Raw genomic sequence first — 17,613 nt, 5'->3', positions numbered from 1 at the left:
TTAGTAAGACGCCAATTCGGGAGCGACCTGCTCTACCCAAGCCAGCACGCCACCTTCCAGATTGCGCACCTTGGGGGCATTCAACTTGATCAACTCTTCGCACACGGCCTTGGAGCGCGCACCGGAGCGGCACGAGATCACCAGATCCGCATTCGGACCAAAGGCAGCCAGAATCTCGGCAGCGACGGTGGGAGACTTGGGCATCAGAATGGCGCCAGGAATGTTCACGATTTCCCATTCATTGGGATCGCGTACGTCCACCAGGACGGGGGCTTGCACTTGGTCCAGCCGTTCTTTCAGCTCCAACACCGTCATGACAGGCACGGGAATGGCCATAGCATCAGCAGGTGGGTTCAGGCCGCAGAAGGTTTGGTAGTCACCCAACTCAGTGACCGGCGTACGATTGGGCAGGCGACGGATAGGCAGTTCGCGGTAGCACATATCCAATGCGTCATAAGCGATCAGACGACCGATCAAAGGATCACCAATGCCGGTAATCAACTTGATGGCTTCGGTGGACATGATGGAGGCAATCGAGGCGCACAAGACACCAAACACCCCGCCCTGCGCGCAAGAGGGAGCCAGCTCGGGGGGTGGCGGTTCGGGGTACAGATCACGATAGTTCAAGCCTATGCCACCGGGCGCGTTTTCCCAGAACACCGAGACCTGGCCTTCAAAGCGGAAAATCGAACCCCAGACATAGGGTTTGTCGGCCAGCATGCACGCATCATTGACCAGATAGCGGGTCGCGAAGTTATCGGTGCCGTCCAGAATCAAGTCGTAGCGCGAGAACAGCTCGACCGCCATATCCGGTTCCAAGCGGTCGGTATAGGTTTCTACCTTGATGTGGGGGTTGAGCTGGTGAATCGCACGCTTGGCGCTTTCCACTTTCAGCTCGCCAATGCTGTCTACGGTGTGAATGATCTGGCGCTGCAGGTTGGATTCATCCACCCGGTCAAAGTCGATGATGCCCAGTGTGCCCACCCCGGCCGCGGCCAAGTACAGCAAGGTGGGCGAACCCAGGCCCCCCGCCCCGATGACCAGCACTTTGGCATTTTTGATGCGGCGCTGGCCTTCCATGCCCACATTGGGAATCAAAAGGTGACGGCTATAACGGTTCACCTCTTCGCGGCTTAAGGGCTCACCGGGTTCAACTAAAGGGGGCAAGGTCATCATGACTCCTGGTTAAATACATATAAATACGAACAAGACTTATTCTCAAATATGACTGAAAATGACACAATGGCCTTCGGGCTCTAATTTCTATGCAAAACGGAGCAAAAACGATGAACGCCAACGCAGCCTATGTACGCCGGCGTTTTCAGCAGAGGATTTACTGGCTGCGCAGCAACACTTCAGTGCTGGCACCAACGCTGTGGCGGACGCGCCAAGCCAGTACAAAGGCGAACAGAACGCCTAAGGTCAAGGCACCCAGCATGACGACTTGCCCGAAGCGGTCCAGCACAATGCCCGCCGCAATCGGGACAGCCATGCGCGCCAAGGTGAAGATGGTCGACTGCAAACCGTAGTCGGAAGCATTGCGCTGTCTACGGGTGAAAAACATAGTCAGGCCAAACAGCAAGGCCGACACCGCCCCCATGCTGGCAGCAATCAACAGGGCACTGCTGATCAGCCACACCGGGCCCAGCTTGGCCCAGACCGAGACCATCAGCAAAACCAGAGACAGCAAAGCCGCCAGCAGATAAATAGGAATGGCACGCGCGGCACCCAGGAATGAGGCCAAACGACCACCAATCAGGCTGAACACGGCACCGGTAATGCCACCAGCAATCCCGACCGTCCAGGCTACCTCTTCCAGGGGCATGCCCTGGTCCAGCATCAAGGGTTTCAAGTAAAACCAGACGGCACCAATAAAGGGAAAGCTGGTCAGCAGCAAGCTGGTCCATTGCTTGGCCCCTTCCTGCCCAAAAAAACTGACCCAATCAGCGACAAAACCAGGCGGCGCCTGCTCGGCCTCTGCCACGTGCAAGCCCGCTTTAGAGCGCAGAAACACAAAGGGCAAACAACCCACAACCAGCCCCAGGCCCATCAAGGCGAACGGTGCCCGCCAACCCCAGCGGGCCTGCACCAGCACCATCACCCCTGCCCCAACAATCGCGCCCAGAAACAAGGCGGCAGAACGAATACTGCCCGCACGCAACTGTTCCTCGCGCGGCAGGTATTGCACGGCCAAGGCATTCAAAGGGATGTCCATCCAGGTCGCCACAATGCTGATGGCAAACGTCAGGGCAAACAGCAGGGTCCGCTGATCAATCAGATTCTCGCGGCCTATGCCTACATACAAAGCCAGCAACAAGACCGCCATCAACCACAGCCAATGCACAAAATGCCCGCCCCCCAGGCGAACGCGCTGCACCGGCATGGCCAGCACCAGCTTGAAAACAGCGGGCAAGGCCGCCAACTGAAACAAGCCTATCTCGGTGCCGGACCAGCCATGCTGGCGCATCACCAGGGGCAGGCCCAGCATCAAATAAATACTGGGGACAGCCAGCACCAGATTCATCCAGCCAAACAGCAGCTGTGCCCCCCACGCTTTCCACGTCTTCATTCTCATCACCCTTTGCACGCCTTGCGCGCAATCAATGCAGTGACGGGCGCAACCGGAAAGCGCACCTCATCAAACTGCTGAACCTCATCAAATCCGGCTTGTTCCAGCAACTGGGCCAACTGCCCTTCCGGCAGCACCTGGCGGCCTTGCATACGCATATGCAGGTAGTAATGCAAAATCCGTTTGGCCTTGCTGACTTCCTTATGCACTTCGGCGTGACAGCACACCAGCACCCCACCGGGGCGCAAGGCGCGATACAGACGGGCCAGCAAAGCGGGAATGTCCGGCACAAAATGCAGCACGGAGGAGCACCAGATCAGGTCGTAATCCGCCCCGAAATCGTCCACCAGCAGATCACCGGCCAAGGTGCTGACACGCGTTTCCAGGCCGGCATCAAGAATTTTTTGCTGAGCGACGGCCGCCGCTGCTTCGTACTCGAACACCACGGCATTCAAGTCCTGCTGCTCTTGTGCCAAGGCAATAGCCACCAGGCCCGGCCCACCGCCCAAATCCAGCAAACGTTGCGCCCGCCAGAACTGCGGCACGGCCCCAAAAATCTCACAGGCCACCTCAGCCGTTACCGCCGTTTGCTCCTGGGCAATTTGCGAGCGCGCCGCCGCTGCCCAACCCTGCTGAATCAGGGCCGGATCCGCCGGAGGAGATTTGCCATTACGCAGCAACTCTTCCAACTGATTGCCCACCTGGCGCAAAACGCCATGCCGAAACAGCAAGGCATCGCCACAATATTGCGCCGAACCCGGATTCAGATAACGTGCCGTTTGGGGCAGGCTGCGATAGCGTCGCGGACAGGTCCACTGACACTCCAGCAGTTCCAGACTCCACAACAACTCCAGCAGATAAGCGGTGTTGTCAGCGTCCCACTTGAGCACAAGCGCCAACTCCTGGGCAGCGATAAACTGATCCAGATGCGCAAACACCCCATACCCCAAAGCCAGGTTCAAGGCATCGGCACTTAAGCCCGCCAATTGCGCGTCCCAACAGGCTTGCAGCGCATGCGACTGCAACAATTGCTCCGGCAAAACAACGTCTCCTTGCGATCGATCCAGCACTGTTTTTCCCTCCGTAAATTCCACAATGGCCCTTCCCTCTGCCATGACAGCTAGAAATGATATATATTTAATGAGAATTATTTGCATTAAGATCTATGCTGAACGGAGCAATTCATATGCGAGGCGCTTTTAGCAGGAGAAATGATGAATACGCGCAAATGTGGCTATCGCTTAACCACGGATGAACCCAGATCATGCCGCGCTCTGAGCGATGGCCGAGTCCGGCTGCAACTTCCCGAAGAACTGGGCCACTGCTATTCCGAATGCGTGGAGCTGGAACACGGGTTTTTGTTAGGCCGTTTGCACTATCACCCCAGCCGATCGCTGGTTGAAGAAAGCAACGGCCCTCATGCGGGCCGTGTCATTGTGGTGACCGTGGGTCTGCAAGGACAGTCGGCCTATCAGGGACGGGAGAGTTCAGACCTGCTGTTCAAGGCAGGCCATACCACGGTGACAGCTTTCCGATCCCTGCGGGGGGAACGCCACTATCAAGAGGACCAATCCGTATCGCAATTACGGCTGGTCATCAGCGAGGCGGCCTTGAACAAATACGTGGGCCCGGAACGCGCCACCCAACTGATGGATTGCGTAGGACTGCATCGTCTGTCTTTTCATGCCAGCAGCCAGGCCACCATGGCCCATGCTGCGGCACTGGCACGCTATATGCAGCCGTGCACCCCGGAGCAGCCCATTCATCACCACAGGCTGAACCTGCAAATCCATGCACTAAGCTTGCTGGCCGAGCAGTTCAACCGCCTGGCTCCGCCCGACGCCCCCAACAGCGCCCCGCTGTCGGTAGATGATATTCAACGGGTTGAGCGAGCACGCGATTTGCTCAGCTCGCAACTGGATCAACCTATCACGGTGGAGTATCTGGCCACGACAGTAGGCATTAACGAGCACAAGCTTAAAGAGGGTTTTCGCTATCTGTACGACAACACGCCTATCGGCCTGCTGCTGGAACTGCGTATGCGCAAAGCCTATACCTTGCTGGAGTCCGGCCAACAAGTGGCCCAGGCTGCCTGGCAAGTGGGCTACAAATACCCCAATAATTTTTCCGTCGCCTTTACACGCTACTTTGGCCGCTCACCCAAATCCATTTTTGGCAACAAGCGCGCCTAAACCCTTGTATTTCCGCTGTTTTCGGCCTCTTTATTCATAGAGGCCCACCCTTCTTTTCGGGCCGCCCCCTGCGGCCCTCTCCCTGAAAAGTTCCCCTTCTGCTTTGACAAGTTCCTGCCATTGCAGCGGATTTCCGGTTCTGCATAGGAATTGCTCCGTCCCGCATATCAATCTAAGTGATAATTATTCTCATTAATAGGAATAATATCCCCGTGCCATTCCCCACCTTTTGAGACAAGGGGTGAACCTGGCCAGCAAACGGGAGCCTTTCCCCACGACAGATTGTTATTTTTCACACGGAGCCCTGGTTCGTTCTATGTCCGCTACCCTTTCCCCCCTACACAAAAAACACGCGCTCAAGCCGCTGGTGTATGCCTTGATTCTGGCCTCCTGGGCCGGGCAGACACAGGCTCAAAGCGTGGGCAGCGCCCCACCCTCTTCCCGTCAGGATGAGAGCCAGGATGACACGGACCGAGCCACTCGCCTGGACACCATTACCGTCGTACGAGAAACCCGCGATGAGGCGGGTAAAACCGATGTATTCGAGAAAGACGTCTCCAATGTGTACGCCGGCAAGGAGGAAATCGAGCTATACAAGGGCAGCTCCGTGGGGGACTTGTTCAAGGGCCTGAATGGTGTGTATGCGGGGGACTCGCGCAATAGCGGCGCGCTGGACCCGAACATTCGCGGTATCCAGGGTGAAGGCCGCATTCCACTGACGATTGACGGCACGGAACAGGCCACATCAGTCTGGCTGGGACCGGCCGGGGTCGCCAACCGCAACTATGTTGATCCCAATATGATCAGCAGCATTCTGGTGGAAAAAGGCGTGTCGGCGACGTCGGGCGCCAGCGGGATTGGCGGATCGGTGCAGATCCGCACGCTGCAGGTGGAAGATATTGTCAAACCGGGCGAGACCTTCGGGATTGAGCTGAAGGCGGAGACAGCGACGAATTCAACCAAGCCGAATGAGCGGGCTTTTGGGATTTTCGGAAAGGACTATCGCGATATTCCGGGGGCGGTCTTTGATAGAGGAGGCCTCAACAGCGTTGTTCTACCTGAGTACATTTCTGCAGACCGTATGCCGAAAGTCGGGAATAGCGGCAAGAACTTCAACTTTGAAGATCACTCCTATCGTCTGGCCATCGCCACGCAACAAGAACATTTTGACCTGTTGGCCGCCTACAGCTACCGCAGTCGCGGCAACTATTACAGCGGTAAAAAGGGTAGCGAGAAGTACGAGAACGACACTTGGCAAGAGGACGCAAATAGCGACTACAACCCGTCGTACTCCTTCCCCAGAGTGAGCTACATCGCCAAGTACTACCGTCCTGGTGAAGAAGTTCTGAACACATCCAGCGAACTGGAAACCACGCTGCTGAAAGGCACGTTGCGCCTACCTCATGATCAAGCCATTGATATGAGCTACATGCGCAGCAACCATACCTTTGGCGAAAACGTGCCATGGAACGTGGTCTGGGCCATCCACGCCCTGGATGGCTATGGCGAAAAAAATATCCTCCAAACCGAAAACCCGTATAGCAAGGTCAAACAAGACACCTGGAACCTGAACTACTCCTGGAATCCCGAAGGCAGTCGTTTCATCAACTTGAAGGCCGGAGCCTGGATTACCCAAAGCGATAGTGAGCGTCATCAGAATGGCGACGTCATTTATGGGATTCAAGGCCAAGGTCTTAATTACGGACGCGATGGTGACTGGGACAACTACACAAATTGCCATGTCCTGGGCACAAACGGCTCTGAATGCGCTTGGGTACCGCCTACCGCCCCAGAAAAGCTGCCCAATACAGACGGACGTTTCAACATCATCCCCAGAGCCTTGCAAATTACCGACCATAGGCGTAGCGGGCTGAACCTTAGCAACGCCATGACTTTGCACCCAACTCTGGATCTGAGCTTATCGGCTGATTTCACACGAGAAAAGCTCAAGCAGCATGACGCGTCGGAGAAGCTCGAGCACCTGAATGAATTGACCTGGGGCGTGAACCACATGGGGCCTCGCTCGGGGACACGTCAGCAATGGAATTTTGGTTTTAACTTCGACTGGCGGCCTGTGGACTGGCTGCAGGTGAATGCTGGTGCACGCTATAGCGACTACTGGTCGTACGACGACAAGCTGGCCGAAATGCGTAGTCAGCAGCATAAAAACTGGGCAATTCAGCCTGCTCTGAAAGGCTATAACTACCAGGTTCAGCGCTTAATGAGCAACCAAGAAGTTGCTGATTACGAAGGCCAAATCATTGAAAGAGAACTCCCCCTGTACAAGCAATATGAAGAAGACTGGCAGTTCATTTCCGATTTAGATCCGAGCATGCTGGAGGCCGTTTTCGGGCATACAAGCAAAAAATCATTTGAAGAAATACTAGGCGATTCATTTCATAAAGGAAAAATTAACGGCTATCGCTATACCGAAGAAACGGTTTTTGTTCCCTCTGGCGAAAGTCACAAAGGTTTTACTGCCAATAACCCCTTTACCAATGGCGAAATTGACTCAACAGAGCAAGTCACCGATGCGCAGGGACAAAAAGGCACAGTAGACAAATACATTGCCTCGATAAGCAATCGCAAACCTGTTTACCAAGACGAATCTGAAATACCCAACAAATGGGAAGAACCTAAAAAACAAAAAGACCATGCTTGGGTTCCTCACATCGGGCTGACAGCCTTCATTACAGACGATATTCGTCTTTATGCCCGTTACAACGAATTTGTACGCTTTCCAAGCCTGTTTGAATCCTCCATGGCATTGGCTGGCGGCAGCAAGCGCTCGACCGGGGCAGCTACTCGTCCTGAACATGCCTACAACTGGGAAATCGGCTATGTCCACAATCTGAGCAGCTACTTCCCAAGCCTGGAATATGCAGACGTCAAGATCAATTACTTCAACAACCGGATCAAAGACTATATAGACCGGGACTGGGACTTCAATACCGTGCAGTTTGCCGAGAAGAAAATGTCCGGTATTGAACTGCAAGCTCGCGTGGATAGCGGTAAATACTTTGCGAACTTTGGCGGCACATACCGCTTGAAGCAACAGCTCTGCGACGCCGACTACGCCCAGACGTTTATGCCCATCCCTGGAGCCGCAGGAAGCGACAACATTCCTGCCTGCGTTGATGGAGGCTTCCCTCGCACCTTTGCCAGAACCAGTCTGCAACCGCAGTACTCCCTGAATCTGGATGTCGGTGCACGCCTGCTGGAAAAGAAACTACTGCTCGGAGCACGTGCGGTGTATCACAGCGCTGCGAAAAACAAAGATGAAGGCCATTTTGGTGGCCTTGGCTGGGCATTTAACAGAACGAACTACTGGAACCCCATTTTGGTGTTCGATGCCTACGCCAGCTATCAGGTACAGAAAAACCTGAATGTGGACGTGGCAATCAGCAATCTAACTAATCAGTACTACCTGGACCCTATGGCCCGCACCTCTATGCCGGCCCCTGGACGGACAGTGCGTGTCGGTATGACAGCACGTTTTTAAGTTAATCGGTTTTTTTGGTCGTTTTCGTAAAAACGCCCTTTTTCTTCACTTAATGGAGTTCGTAATGAAAGCAAGTCTGAATGTACAAAAACTGGCTATTGTTTCGGCTTTCCTGCTGGCCTCCGCCAGCAGCTTCGCTGCCCCCGTCGCTGGTGGTTCCTCGAAAGCATTTGTAGTGGCTAATAAAGAGTCCACAATGATGGCTCAAGGCGAAGCTGGTATCTCCATGCCAGGTACTGACCCATATGACGCCACCAAACAATCGGGTGTGGTGAGCTTCAAAAGCGGTCCTCTTTGGCAAACCAATCAAGTGCTGGGTGGTGCTGATGGCAACGGATATATTCAAATGCCCTTGGGAACAAACATTGCTGAAACATGGCGCCATACCATCACCAGCGGTGTAGGAACAGGCACTCAAATTTACGCCTATCGCCAACTGAACAATCCTCTGCCGGGCTACCCCCACTTCGGTGGCGAAGTAGTTGCCAAGGTTTCCGGCCAGGAAGTGTATTTTGGTGAGTGGGCTCCCCGCATAGCCGGCACACCTCCAGCAAGCAGCACGGATCTGAACCTGAGCCATGCTGACCGCACGGTGTTCTACACTGGCGAAAACCCAACTACAGCCATGCCTAACCTGGTCAATGCCAAGTACGATGTTGTAGGCGTCAACCAGTACAACCCTGGCACTCAAGCAGGTATCTCCAAAGGCACCCTGACCGCCAACTACGGTGGTGGTACAGGTACCCTGGCTGGTCTGGTTGGTACTGTTTTGTTTAATGGCACAACCATTGCTTCCGATGGCTCTTTCGCTAAAAACTTTAGCGGTAGTACAGCCAAAATTGAGGGCCAATTCTACGGCGCAGCCGCTGACGCCCTGGCAGGTATTTACTACAACCCAGCCAACGGTGCCAATGACATGGCCTTCGGCGGTGCCAAACAGTAATCCGCCTCTGACAACACCCTAGTGTTGCCATAAGAAAAGGGGGATCGACAAGCTCGATCCCCTTTCTCTCCGGACCCTGCGTCCATCTCCCCTTTTTCTTGCAAGGTTTTCATTCATGCATGGGCGAGCCCTTCCCCTTTTGTGCCTGCTGCTGGCCATGGCATCCAGCGCGGTGCAAGCCAACGACGACGATACGCGCCGACTTTTGAATCAAATCGACCGCAATCTGAACGAACGCGAACGCTCCCATTTAGTGGAAGAAACCCCGCCCGATGTGGACCCCTCGGCCCTGATCACCATCAACGGCACAACCTATAGCGTTGATGCCACGCTGACCGATCTGGAACCGGCCATTTATGTCGCCATCAATCTGCAGCAGTGGGCCAAGGTGGATCAGTTTGTAGAAAAGTATCAGGAGCTGCCCGGCCACAACCCTGCTTTGGTGCTGATGGCTCAAGGGATGGTGGCCCGTAGCAAGGACAATCACAGCCTGGCGATCAGCAAGCTGCGCCAAGCTCAAGAAAGCGATCCCAATATGATGCGCGCCAAGCTCGAACTGGCCCGCGTACTGTTCGAGGACTATCAATCCAGCGAAGCCAAGGAACTGTTCAGCCAGATTTCCTCTGCCGGTATTCCGGATGAAGTGCGACCCGTGATCGAAGGCTTTCAGGGTGCCCTGCAAGACCGCAATGCCTGGCACGGCTCTGCCTCGATTGGCCTGGGCTACAACAGCAATATCAACAAAGAAAACGGCCAGCAAGACACCTTCCTCACCTGCTATTTCTTTGGGTGCTTTCCGTCGGTACGCAAGATGCCGGACCCGGTCAAATCCACGGCCATGGTCTACGACCTGACCTTGAACCGGCGTTTCCAGCTCAGCGGCAACCACAATCTGCTGCTGCGCGGCCTGAGCTACGGCAATCTGTACGACAAGCACAAGCAAGCCGAGCCCAAGGACATTTATTACAGCGACAACACCAGCATTATTTACGCGGGCTACAACTATCAGGACGCTAAAAACGACCTGTCGATTACGCCCTTGTTCGAGAACAATTACACCAACCGTCGCACCAGCTATCAGTCCTGGGGTGGGCGCGTGGACTGGAAGCACAATCTTAGCGACAGGCTGCAAGTGGGCGTGAATGCCCAGCACAAGAGCCTGTCCTACAAAGGCGATTTACGGCAGTACTTTGAAGGCGTCAAAGAGAACCAGATAGGCTTGTACGGCTCGTATCTGATCGATGCAAAAACCGTGGTCTACGGGGGCCTGAATTACACCCGTAATCTGCAGTCTCAGCAAACCGCACAAAGCCGCAGCTATATGGCAAATCTGGGAATTTACAGGGCCTTTGATGCAGGCTTGAACATCAACGCCACGGCACTGTACCGGCAGACCCGTCACGATGCCGAGGACTTGTTCTTGGGTGGGCTGCGCAAGGACCGGCAACAGATTTATATCCTGAACGTGGGCATGCCACGCTTTGCGTTCCAAGGCATTACGCCCAATCTGTATCTGAAGCACACCTTCAACAACAGCAATATCGACTGGGCCTTCAAATACAAGCAAACCGAAGTCGCGCTGAAGCTGGAAAAGCGTTTTTAAGCAGGGACTTCTTCGACCTTGGCAACTGATCTGGTGCAGTCCCGTTTTAGCATCAAGCGCCTGAAGCGACAGGTATCTTTTTTAGTGACAGGGGGCGTCGTGTCACTGTTGAGAGAAGCGTTTCCAATGAGCTATCGGGGTTCTGTGGCAGGTCTCCAGGCCCAGCCACAGCTTGTAGATCAGCGCCTTTCTCGGATGCTGATCCAAGAAGCAGGACGATAGGGTCTTGTTCTCCCGATCAAATACCAAACAAGCATGAGACTATGACGAACATGCAGGGCAAACCACCCTGCTGTTGATTTGTCTGCCTGCTCGGAACGCGCTTGGGCGCCCCCAGCCCGGACAAAAAAAACCACAAAAATTGCCAAGTGAAAGCCCGGTTGATCATCAGTCGGGATATAGTCGAGCAATCGATTTTCCTTAGCAGACAGAACACGTATCCCTTGGAGTCTTCACCCATGCTTGGCCAAGAAAAAGAAACTCGCTCTGATACCAGCCCTCAAGATAGCGCCTTTCTGGAAGAAAAAGCCTTCCGCGCCCGTACTGTGCTGGTCTTTGGCACCATCACGGATAAGCTCGCCTCGGAAACCGTGCGCAAGCTGCTGGCGCTGGATGCCGAATCCACCGCCCCCATCACCATGATCGTGTCCTCGCCCGGTGGCCACCTAGAATCGGGCGACGCCATCCACGATGTGGTGCGTTTTATTTCCTCGCCCGTCACCATGGTGGGAACCGGTTGGGTTGGCAGTGCTGCCACCCACCTGTTCCTGGGCGCGGCTCGCGAGCGACGCGTATGCCTGCCACAAACCCGTTTTCTGATTCACCAGCCCAGCGGTGGCGCCGGTGGTCAGGCCAGCGATATGGCCATTCAAGCCCAGGAAATCATGAAAGCGCGCGAACGTATCGCTCAAGTGATTGCCCGTGAAACCGGCCAGCCTATCGAGCGTGTGCGCGACGATATCGAACGCGACAAATGGATGAGTGCCGAGGAAGCCATAGAATATGGCCTGATCTCACGCATCATTGAACGCCGTGACGAACTGCTGCCTGCCAACAAATAATCTGCGCCTCAGAGCCCCCTCATGCTGACCATTCTTGGCAGAGAATCCTCCATCAATGTGCGTAAAGTCATGTGGGCCTGCGCGGAGCTAAGTCTGGAGTTTGAGCGGCAGGATTGGGGCCTCGGTTTCAAGGACGTCAACACGGACGAATTCCTTGCGCTGAACCCTAACGCAAAGATCCCCGTCCTGCTGGATGGGGATCGCGTGCTGTGGGAGTCCCATACCATTGTGCGTTATCTGGCCAATCGCCAAGCGCCCACCGCCTTGTATCCACAAGATGCCTGGCAACGGGCCAAGGTAGATCAATGGATAGACTGGCAGGCGTGCGAGCTGAACCCATCCTGGTCCTATGCGTTTATGAGCCTGGTACGGCAGTCACCTCAACACCAGGATGCGGGGCAGGTCCAGGCATCGTTATCGGCCTGGGCACAGATGATGTCCATTCTGGATAAACAGTTGGCTCAAACCCAAGCCTATGCAGCCGGACCGGCGTTCAGCCTGGCCGATATTATTCTGGGCCTGTCCATTCACCGCTGGCTGAATACGCCGTTTGATCGCCCGAAACTGCAGGCGGCCGAAGACTACTACCACCGCTTGGCCTCACGGCCTGCGTTTCTAGAACAATGTGCCGGTTTTCCCTAAACGCTGCTTTGTCTTAGCTAAGCCAAGCCGCCCCCTGTGTTCGCGGCTTTTTTTACGTGTGATTGACGCTGGGGGCCACTTGACGCCCTTTTAACAAACTAGAGACGTAGACATGGACGAAACCATACGAGTGGGCTGCGGTGCAGTCATTATGCAAAACGAAAAAATCTTGCTGCTCAAGCGCGTACGTGAGCCGGAAGCCGAGCACTGGGGCATCCCGGGCGGCAAAGTGGACTGGCTGGAAACCCTGGAGCAAGCCGTCAAACGCGAAATTATGGAAGAAGTGGGGTTGCGTTTGGATAGCCTGGAGCTGCTGGTCAATGTGAACCAGATTGATGCCAACAAAGGAGAGCACTGGGTTGCGCCTGTCTATTGGGTGACATCTTTCACCGGCCAAGCGGTGGTGCAGGAGCCAGAAAAGCACAGCGGCATGGACTGGTTTGCATTGGACCAACTGCCAGGGCCTTTGACGGTGGCGACCCAGCTAGCCGTCGCCGCTATTAAACAGCGTAAAGAGTAAAACACTTAAAGTTTGGCGCCAGATAACTGACAAACACCTCATCTGTCGGCCACCTCTTTTGTAATATACTTTTCCGCATGCGCGCCCTGGGTCCCCATTTCGTTTTTCGCGAAATCCGAGTCTGGCAATTTCTGTTTTGCCTGGCTCTGCTAGCCTACGTCTGTCGCGCCATCGTCCCAGCAGGCTATATGCCTACCCGCTCTGCACAAGACAATGGTTTTGCCATTACCTTCTGTACTGCGGGCAATTCAGCAAATACGCTCTGGATTGATCTGATCGGCCAGGATGGTCAAGCGGATTCCAATACCCATCACACGCAGCAGGACTGCCCCTTTGGCATCGCGGCTTCTCCCGCTTTATTGCCAACGCTGGATGCACCTGTTCTGATCAGCCTGATTACGTATCGACCGGTTTTACTGGTCGAAAGCAATCAAACCCGGCCACCGCTACCCGCACAAGGCCCACCTTTAGGGTCACGCGCCCCACCCTTATCCCTCGCTTGATATATCCCCGTCCTTTGACGGTCTTTCTTTTTCTATCTAGCCGAGGTTTTTCATGTCGATTTCTTCTATGTCTTCCCGTGCCATTCTGGGCATGGCTGCTGTGCTGTTCGCCTCTTGCGCTGTTGCACACGTTTCCCTGCAAACCAAGCAAGCCCCGGTGGGCAGCAGCTACAAGGCTGTTCTGTCCGTGCCGCATGGCTGCAAAGGCTCTGCCACCACCAAAATCCGTGTCCGTATTCCGGAAGGCGTGGTCGGCGTCAAACCACAACCCAAAGCAGGCTGGACGCTGGAAACCGTAAAAGGTGACTACAAGCAGGCCTATACGCGTTGGGGTGCCAAAGTCAGCTCCGGTGTTCAGGAAGTGGTCTGGGCTGGCGGCCCTTTGCAGGACGAGCACTATGACGAGTTCGTGTTCATCAGCTACTTAGGCGATGAGCTCAAACCCAATAGCACGCTCTACTTCCCGGTTGTGCAGGAATGCGAGCAAGGCGTGGAGCGCTGGATTGATCAAGCGGCACCGGACACCCAGAAAGCGGCTGACCATTCCGACGCCCCTGCTCCTGCGCTGCAACTGTTGCCCAAACCGTAGACACCCAGGCGGCGGCTGCCCTTGGACATCCGCCTAAAGGAGATCTTATGCAAACCCAGTCCCTGCATAGGCAGGCATGCTGCCACCCATTGCTTGTGCTGCTGATCGCCTTGCTTTTGCTGGCCTGGGTGCCAGCTCTGCATGCTCATGCGTCCTTGGTGGCCAGCAAGCCCGATAGCGGCACAATACTGGCCCAGTCGCCCAGAACCGCCAGCCTAAGTTTCAATGAGTCCGTCTCCCCCTTGCTGATGACCTTGATTCGTCCCGACGGTTCCTCCGAAGAACTGGGGGACGTTTTGATGCAAGACCAGCGGCTGGAACTGGCCTTGCCGCCCATGGAGACCGAGGGTACTTATGGACTGAGCTGGCGGGTTATTTCTGCTGACGGCCATCCCGTAGGCGGAACACTGACATTTTCCATTGGGGCGCCCAGCTCAAATCTGGTGGACAGCACCCACAGCAATCCCCTCAGAAATGGACTGATCTGGCTGGCCCGACTTCTGGGCTATGTGGGCCTGTTTACAGGGATAGCTTGGGTGGTCTACCGCGCTCTGGGTCCAGCATCAAACAACGCATCAAACCCGCAAAGTCATATCGCACCACGAATGCTGGCTTTAGGTGCCGTCGCCTTATTGCTGAACCTGGGCCTGGTCGGTGTCGATGCGCTGGATTTGCCGCTGTCCGCCCTGTTCAGCACATCGGCCTGGAAAACGGCGGCATCCACCTCGATGGGCTTGGCCGTGCCGCTGGGCTGGGTCGCCCTGGCCTGTGCCGCCCTTTCCTGGAATGCAAGAAACGCCACTAGTCAGAAATGGCTGGCTGCTTTGGCGCTGATTCTTCTGGGAGCTTCCCTGGCGTCCAGCGGACATGCCAGCACAGCAGATCCCGTCTGGCTATCTCGGCCCAGTGTCTGGCTGCATGTCGTGGCGCTGACACTGTGGATTGGTTCCTTCCTGCCTTTGGTTTATGCACTTCAGCATGCTCAGGAATCCCGCTTGCTGACGCTGTTCTCGCGCTGGATTCCCGCTGTCCTGCTGGTTCTGGTCCTGAGCGGAGCCGCGCTAATCTACGTGCAATTTGATCAGCTCGCTTCTTTATGGGAAAGCCGATATGGACAAGTGCTCAGTGCCAAGCTGATTCTGGTCCTGCTCTTGCTGGCTCTGGGAGCCTACAACCGCTATCGCCTGACCCAAGCCGTCTTACAACAGCGTAGCGATGCACGACAGGCTCTGCGACGTGTGGTTCGTCTGGAATATGTGTTGGCGGTGCTGATCCTGGCCGTGGCCGCATTATGGCGCTTCACCCCGCCCCCGCGCGCCCTGGCCCAACTAGTTCCACCCAGCATTTCCAGCCATATTCATACCGAAGCCGGTATGGCGGATCTGTTGTACATCCCGGCCACCACCCAGCACCCGGCCATTCTGACCGTCTCTTTATACGAGCCGGATTTCAGTCCCCTGAAGGCTCAAGAGGTGGAGGTGATTTTCAGCAACCCGCAAGCCGGAGTGGAGTCCATTACCTTTCCGGCGGAACTCACGCGGCAGGATCAATGGGAGGTGAGTAATGTCGAGCTGCCGCATCTGGCCAGCTGGGATATTCGTATTCAGGTGCTGATTTCAGACTTTGAACGCATACACCTGGATAGCACGCTGGATTTGCAAGCCAACTAAATCGCACACAAAAACAGGCCGCATCACACGGCCTGTGGTCCCTCTTTTGATCTGACTTCCTCTTTCTGGCAGCCATGCCGCCCGCAATTTAACGGGCCAGCAAACGGCTGGCTTCAAGCCGTGCCTCGCCCTCATCCACAACAAAACTGAATTGCAGGCCCAACACCCGGCCCAAGGTTTGCTGCGCCAAGCGTGCGGCGGCAGGGATGGTCCGCCCCTTGCTGATCACCACCATGCCAGCGCACAACGCCTTCAAACGCGGCTTGTTCTGCTTGAAAAACAGGGCACGTTGCTTGCGATCTTCATGGCTTTCTTCATGAGCAGGATCTTCACCGCCCATTCTGTCAGTCAGCAAGACAAAGCGTTGGCCCCGATTCAACAAGGCCTCTAATTGATCCTGCGCCTGTTGCGGTGTTTGCTGCGGGCTGTGTTCTCTTAAAAACACCAATGGAAACTGCGTGTCATCGACTTGCATAAGCGGCTCCTTGCCATCAATAAAGACAGCCACTATCAAAGCGGCGCACGCCTAAATAGGGGATGCCTCCAAAGGCACGCATCAAGCCGCCGGATAAATACAAGCAGGCGGTATCGCGCAGCCAATACGGACGAACCGTTGCGCCTTCACCTCTCATCACAGCCTGGACTCCACAAAATCACGCAATTGAGGGTCCCGAATCTCCAAGGCATCAAACAAGCCCAAGGCTTTCAAGGCTGGCAAGGCCGCCACAATATCGTTCAAGGCACGCTGACGTTGTGCATCGCTGACACCAGGCTGGCGCAACGTCGCTGCATTGGCCAGAAAGGCGCCAACCGTGCCTTTGCGAATAGTGGTGCCAGCAATCTGAACTTCGCTGGCGTGATCGGGAAGAATGTCATGTGCTTGCATGTATCGCTCCTTTGTTCATCAAGGCTTTCAGTGTAAGCACAAAGGTTTTGGCAGATGTACACTGTATCGGTCAATGAATAACAAAATTACGCCATGCCTGAACGAAAAATAGGTCTGCATGATTTTCTGAACTTCCCCGAGCATCCTGTGCTGTTCGCCGTCACCGGTAATCACGACTCGGAGCTATCCTCGCGCCCCCATCAGCACGCTCGCGGGCAGTTGTTCGGTTCTCTGCGCGGCTTGCTTTCCGTCGGGGTGGAAGACGCCGTTTGGGTGGTGCCCGCTATCCATGCCGTCTGGTTGCCGCCGCATGTCCTGCACTCGGGCCAATCGCACGGCCCTTATCATGGCTGGAGCGTTTATATAGACGAAGCGGCCTGCGCCGACCTGCCCGCCCACGCCTGCACCTTGCGTACCTCGGGCCTGTTGCGTGAAGCCGTGCTGCGCGCCTGCTCCTGGGAGTTGATTCCCGCTGCCCCCTTGCCCCAAGAACAGGCGCATATTGCCTCCGTTATCCTGGATGAAATCCGTACCCTGCCCGTCGAGCCTTTTGGGCTGCCGCTTCCCCGGGACCCGCGCTTGCAACGCATTGCTCGCGCCCTGATTGCCGACCCCAGCAACAACCAGGGCATGGAGCACTGGGCGAGCTGGGCAGCGGTCAGTCTGCGTACCTTAAGCCGCCGTTTCGTGACCGAAACCGGCTTTAACTTCACCGCCTGGCGGCAACGCGCCCGCCTGATGCGCTCCCTGGAAATGCTGGCGGCCGGTGTTCCAGTAGCCACCATTGCCTATGATCTGGGTTATTCCAGCCCCAGCGCCTTTATCAGCCTGTTTCGGCGCAGCTTTGGGCATACCCCGGCCAACTACCGTCACCAACTTTCAACCTAGCCCCTTCTGCGCTGTACGACGCATCGGAAATGTCATAAAGTGATT

At 55.5% G+C, this 17,613-nt stretch carries 17 protein-coding genes; 11 read left to right on the top strand and 6 right to left on the bottom strand.

Translation table 11 applies throughout. From position 1 onward, the window contains the following. The 3 genes from moeB to OKX01_RS07970 form a co-directional block, all read right to left on the bottom strand. Entirely contained in the window at positions 1–1,173 is a 1,173-nt protein-coding gene (moeB, locus tag OKX01_RS07980; protein WP_413544473.1) for a molybdopterin-synthase adenylyltransferase MoeB, read from the bottom strand. A gap of 160 nt (positions 1,174–1,333) precedes the next feature. Then, positions 1,334–2,569: an MFS transporter gene (locus OKX01_RS07975; protein WP_264672749.1), complete on the bottom strand. Its 1,236-nt coding sequence runs from the start codon at positions 2,567–2,569 to the stop codon at positions 1,334–1,336. A 5-nt stretch (positions 2,570–2,574) separates the two neighbouring features. Next, positions 2,575–3,639, bottom strand: a complete 1,065-nt coding sequence (locus OKX01_RS07970; RefSeq protein WP_240631588.1) for a class I SAM-dependent methyltransferase — start codon at positions 3,637–3,639, stop codon at positions 2,575–2,577. 141 nt (positions 3,640–3,780) lie between these two features. On the opposite strand from OKX01_RS07970, the gene OKX01_RS07965 reads away from it, so the two are divergent. The 10 genes from OKX01_RS07965 to OKX01_RS07920 all read left to right on the top strand — a co-directional run bounded on the left by OKX01_RS07965 (position 3,781) and on the right by OKX01_RS07920 (position 15,794). Next, the gene (locus OKX01_RS07965) at positions 3,781–4,761 is read left to right on the top strand and encodes a helix-turn-helix domain-containing protein (RefSeq protein ID WP_264672748.1); all 981 of its coding nucleotides are present in this window, start codon (positions 3,781–3,783) and stop codon (positions 4,759–4,761) included. A 316-nt stretch (positions 4,762–5,077) separates the two neighbouring features. Beyond that, on the top strand, positions 5,078–8,263 hold the full coding sequence (locus OKX01_RS07960) for a TonB-dependent receptor domain-containing protein (protein ID WP_264672747.1): 3,186 nt from the start codon (positions 5,078–5,080) through the stop codon (positions 8,261–8,263). A gap of 64 nt (positions 8,264–8,327) precedes the next feature. Further along, positions 8,328–9,206, top strand: a complete 879-nt coding sequence (locus OKX01_RS07955) for a Slam-dependent surface lipoprotein (RefSeq protein WP_094196484.1) — start codon at positions 8,328–8,330, stop codon at positions 9,204–9,206. Positions 9,207–9,321: 115 nt separating this feature from the next. After that, positions 9,322–10,809, top strand: a complete 1,488-nt coding sequence (locus OKX01_RS07950) for a surface lipoprotein assembly modifier (RefSeq protein ID WP_230018475.1) — start codon at positions 9,322–9,324, stop codon at positions 10,807–10,809. Positions 10,810–11,267: 458 nt separating this feature from the next. Then, entirely contained in the window at positions 11,268–11,870 is a 603-nt protein-coding gene (locus tag OKX01_RS07945; protein WP_094196482.1) for an ATP-dependent Clp protease proteolytic subunit, read from the top strand. 21 nt (positions 11,871–11,891) lie between these two features. After that, on the top strand, positions 11,892–12,512 hold the full coding sequence (locus OKX01_RS07940; RefSeq protein ID WP_264672746.1) for a glutathione S-transferase family protein: 621 nt from the start codon (positions 11,892–11,894) through the stop codon (positions 12,510–12,512). Between the two features lie 112 nt (positions 12,513–12,624). Beyond that, positions 12,625–13,032, top strand: a complete 408-nt coding sequence (locus OKX01_RS07935) for an NUDIX hydrolase (RefSeq protein ID WP_125277850.1) — start codon at positions 12,625–12,627, stop codon at positions 13,030–13,032. Between the two features lie 77 nt (positions 13,033–13,109). Next, a complete protein-coding gene (locus OKX01_RS07930) occupies positions 13,110–13,535 on the top strand; it encodes a DUF2946 family protein (RefSeq protein ID WP_413544466.1) in 426 nt (141 codons plus the stop codon). Positions 13,536–13,587: 52 nt separating this feature from the next. Further along, positions 13,588–14,124, top strand: a complete 537-nt coding sequence (locus OKX01_RS07925; RefSeq protein WP_108727363.1) for a YcnI family protein — start codon at positions 13,588–13,590, stop codon at positions 14,122–14,124. Between the two features lie 47 nt (positions 14,125–14,171). Continuing rightward, positions 14,172–15,794: a copper resistance CopC/CopD family protein gene (locus tag OKX01_RS07920; protein ID WP_264672745.1), complete on the top strand. Its 1,623-nt coding sequence runs from the start codon at positions 14,172–14,174 to the stop codon at positions 15,792–15,794. A gap of 88 nt (positions 15,795–15,882) precedes the next feature. Here the strand turns inward: OKX01_RS07920 and OKX01_RS07915 are convergent, their stop codons facing one another. The 3 genes from OKX01_RS07915 to OKX01_RS07905 are packed head-to-tail and all read right to left on the bottom strand — an operon-like array spanning position 15,883 to position 16,680. After that, the gene (locus OKX01_RS07915; protein WP_108727361.1) at positions 15,883–16,269 is read right to left on the bottom strand and encodes a hypothetical protein; all 387 of its coding nucleotides are present in this window, start codon (positions 16,267–16,269) and stop codon (positions 15,883–15,885) included. Between the two features lie 16 nt (positions 16,270–16,285). Then, positions 16,286–16,429 carry a hypothetical protein gene (locus tag OKX01_RS07910; RefSeq protein WP_159086112.1) on the bottom strand — a complete coding sequence of 48 codons (144 nt, stop codon included), beginning with the start codon at positions 16,427–16,429 and terminating at the stop codon, positions 16,286–16,288. Next, complete coding sequence (locus OKX01_RS07905; protein WP_094196473.1) at positions 16,426–16,680, bottom strand: hypothetical protein; 255 nt, start codon at positions 16,678–16,680, stop codon at positions 16,426–16,428. Before OKX01_RS07905 ends, OKX01_RS07910 begins: the two co-directional genes overlap by 4 nt. Before the next feature lie 93 nt (positions 16,681–16,773). Here OKX01_RS07905 and OKX01_RS07900 point away from each other — a divergent pair, with 93 nt between their 5' ends. Further along, positions 16,774–17,568 (top strand): AraC family transcriptional regulator, encoded by a 795-nt coding sequence (locus tag OKX01_RS07900; protein ID WP_108727360.1) that lies wholly within the window; start codon positions 16,774–16,776, stop codon positions 17,566–17,568. The last annotated feature ends 45 nt before the right edge of the window (positions 17,569–17,613 follow it).

The organism is Alcaligenes sp. SMD-FA (assembly GCF_025960365.1).
In the GTDB taxonomy this organism is placed as follows: domain Bacteria; phylum Pseudomonadota; class Gammaproteobacteria; order Burkholderiales; family Burkholderiaceae_B; genus Alcaligenes; species Alcaligenes aquatilis.
The sequence above is the reverse complement of the archived record's forward strand: the minus strand, read 5'-3'. Positions and strand labels throughout refer to the sequence as shown.

Excerpts from the sequence above, each read along its gene's own strand:
- OKX01_RS07950 (WP_230018475.1), top strand. The coding sequence starts at position 9,322 with ATGCATGGGCGAGCCCTTCCCCTTTTGTGCCTGCTGCTGGCCATGGCA.
- OKX01_RS07960 (WP_264672747.1), top strand. The coding sequence starts at position 5,078 with ATGTCCGCTACCCTTTCCCCCCTACACAAAAAACACGCGCTCAAGCCG.
- moeB (WP_413544473.1), bottom strand. The coding sequence starts at position 1,173 with ATGACCTTGCCCCCTTTAGTTGAACCCGGTGAGCCCTTAAGCCGCGAA.
- OKX01_RS07925 (WP_108727363.1), top strand. The coding sequence starts at position 13,588 with ATGTCGATTTCTTCTATGTCTTCCCGTGCCATTCTGGGCATGGCTGCT.
- OKX01_RS07915 (WP_108727361.1), bottom strand. The coding sequence starts at position 16,269 with ATGCAAGTCGATGACACGCAGTTTCCATTGGTGTTTTTAAGAGAACAC.
- OKX01_RS07955 (WP_094196484.1), top strand. The coding sequence starts at position 8,328 with ATGAAAGCAAGTCTGAATGTACAAAAACTGGCTATTGTTTCGGCTTTC.
- OKX01_RS07935 (WP_125277850.1), top strand. The coding sequence starts at position 12,625 with ATGGACGAAACCATACGAGTGGGCTGCGGTGCAGTCATTATGCAAAAC.
- OKX01_RS07920 (WP_264672745.1), top strand. The coding sequence starts at position 14,172 with ATGCAAACCCAGTCCCTGCATAGGCAGGCATGCTGCCACCCATTGCTT.
- OKX01_RS07905 (WP_094196473.1), bottom strand. The coding sequence starts at position 16,680 with ATGCAAGCACATGACATTCTTCCCGATCACGCCAGCGAAGTTCAGATT.
- OKX01_RS07940 (WP_264672746.1), top strand. The coding sequence starts at position 11,892 with ATGCTGACCATTCTTGGCAGAGAATCCTCCATCAATGTGCGTAAAGTC.
- OKX01_RS07930 (WP_413544466.1), top strand. The coding sequence starts at position 13,110 with ATGCGCGCCCTGGGTCCCCATTTCGTTTTTCGCGAAATCCGAGTCTGG.
- OKX01_RS07965 (WP_264672748.1), top strand. The coding sequence starts at position 3,781 with ATGATGAATACGCGCAAATGTGGCTATCGCTTAACCACGGATGAACCC.
- OKX01_RS07900 (WP_108727360.1), top strand. The coding sequence starts at position 16,774 with ATGCCTGAACGAAAAATAGGTCTGCATGATTTTCTGAACTTCCCCGAG.
- OKX01_RS07975 (WP_264672749.1), bottom strand. The coding sequence starts at position 2,569 with ATGAAGACGTGGAAAGCGTGGGGGGCACAGCTGCTGTTTGGCTGGATG.
- OKX01_RS07945 (WP_094196482.1), top strand. The coding sequence starts at position 11,268 with ATGCTTGGCCAAGAAAAAGAAACTCGCTCTGATACCAGCCCTCAAGAT.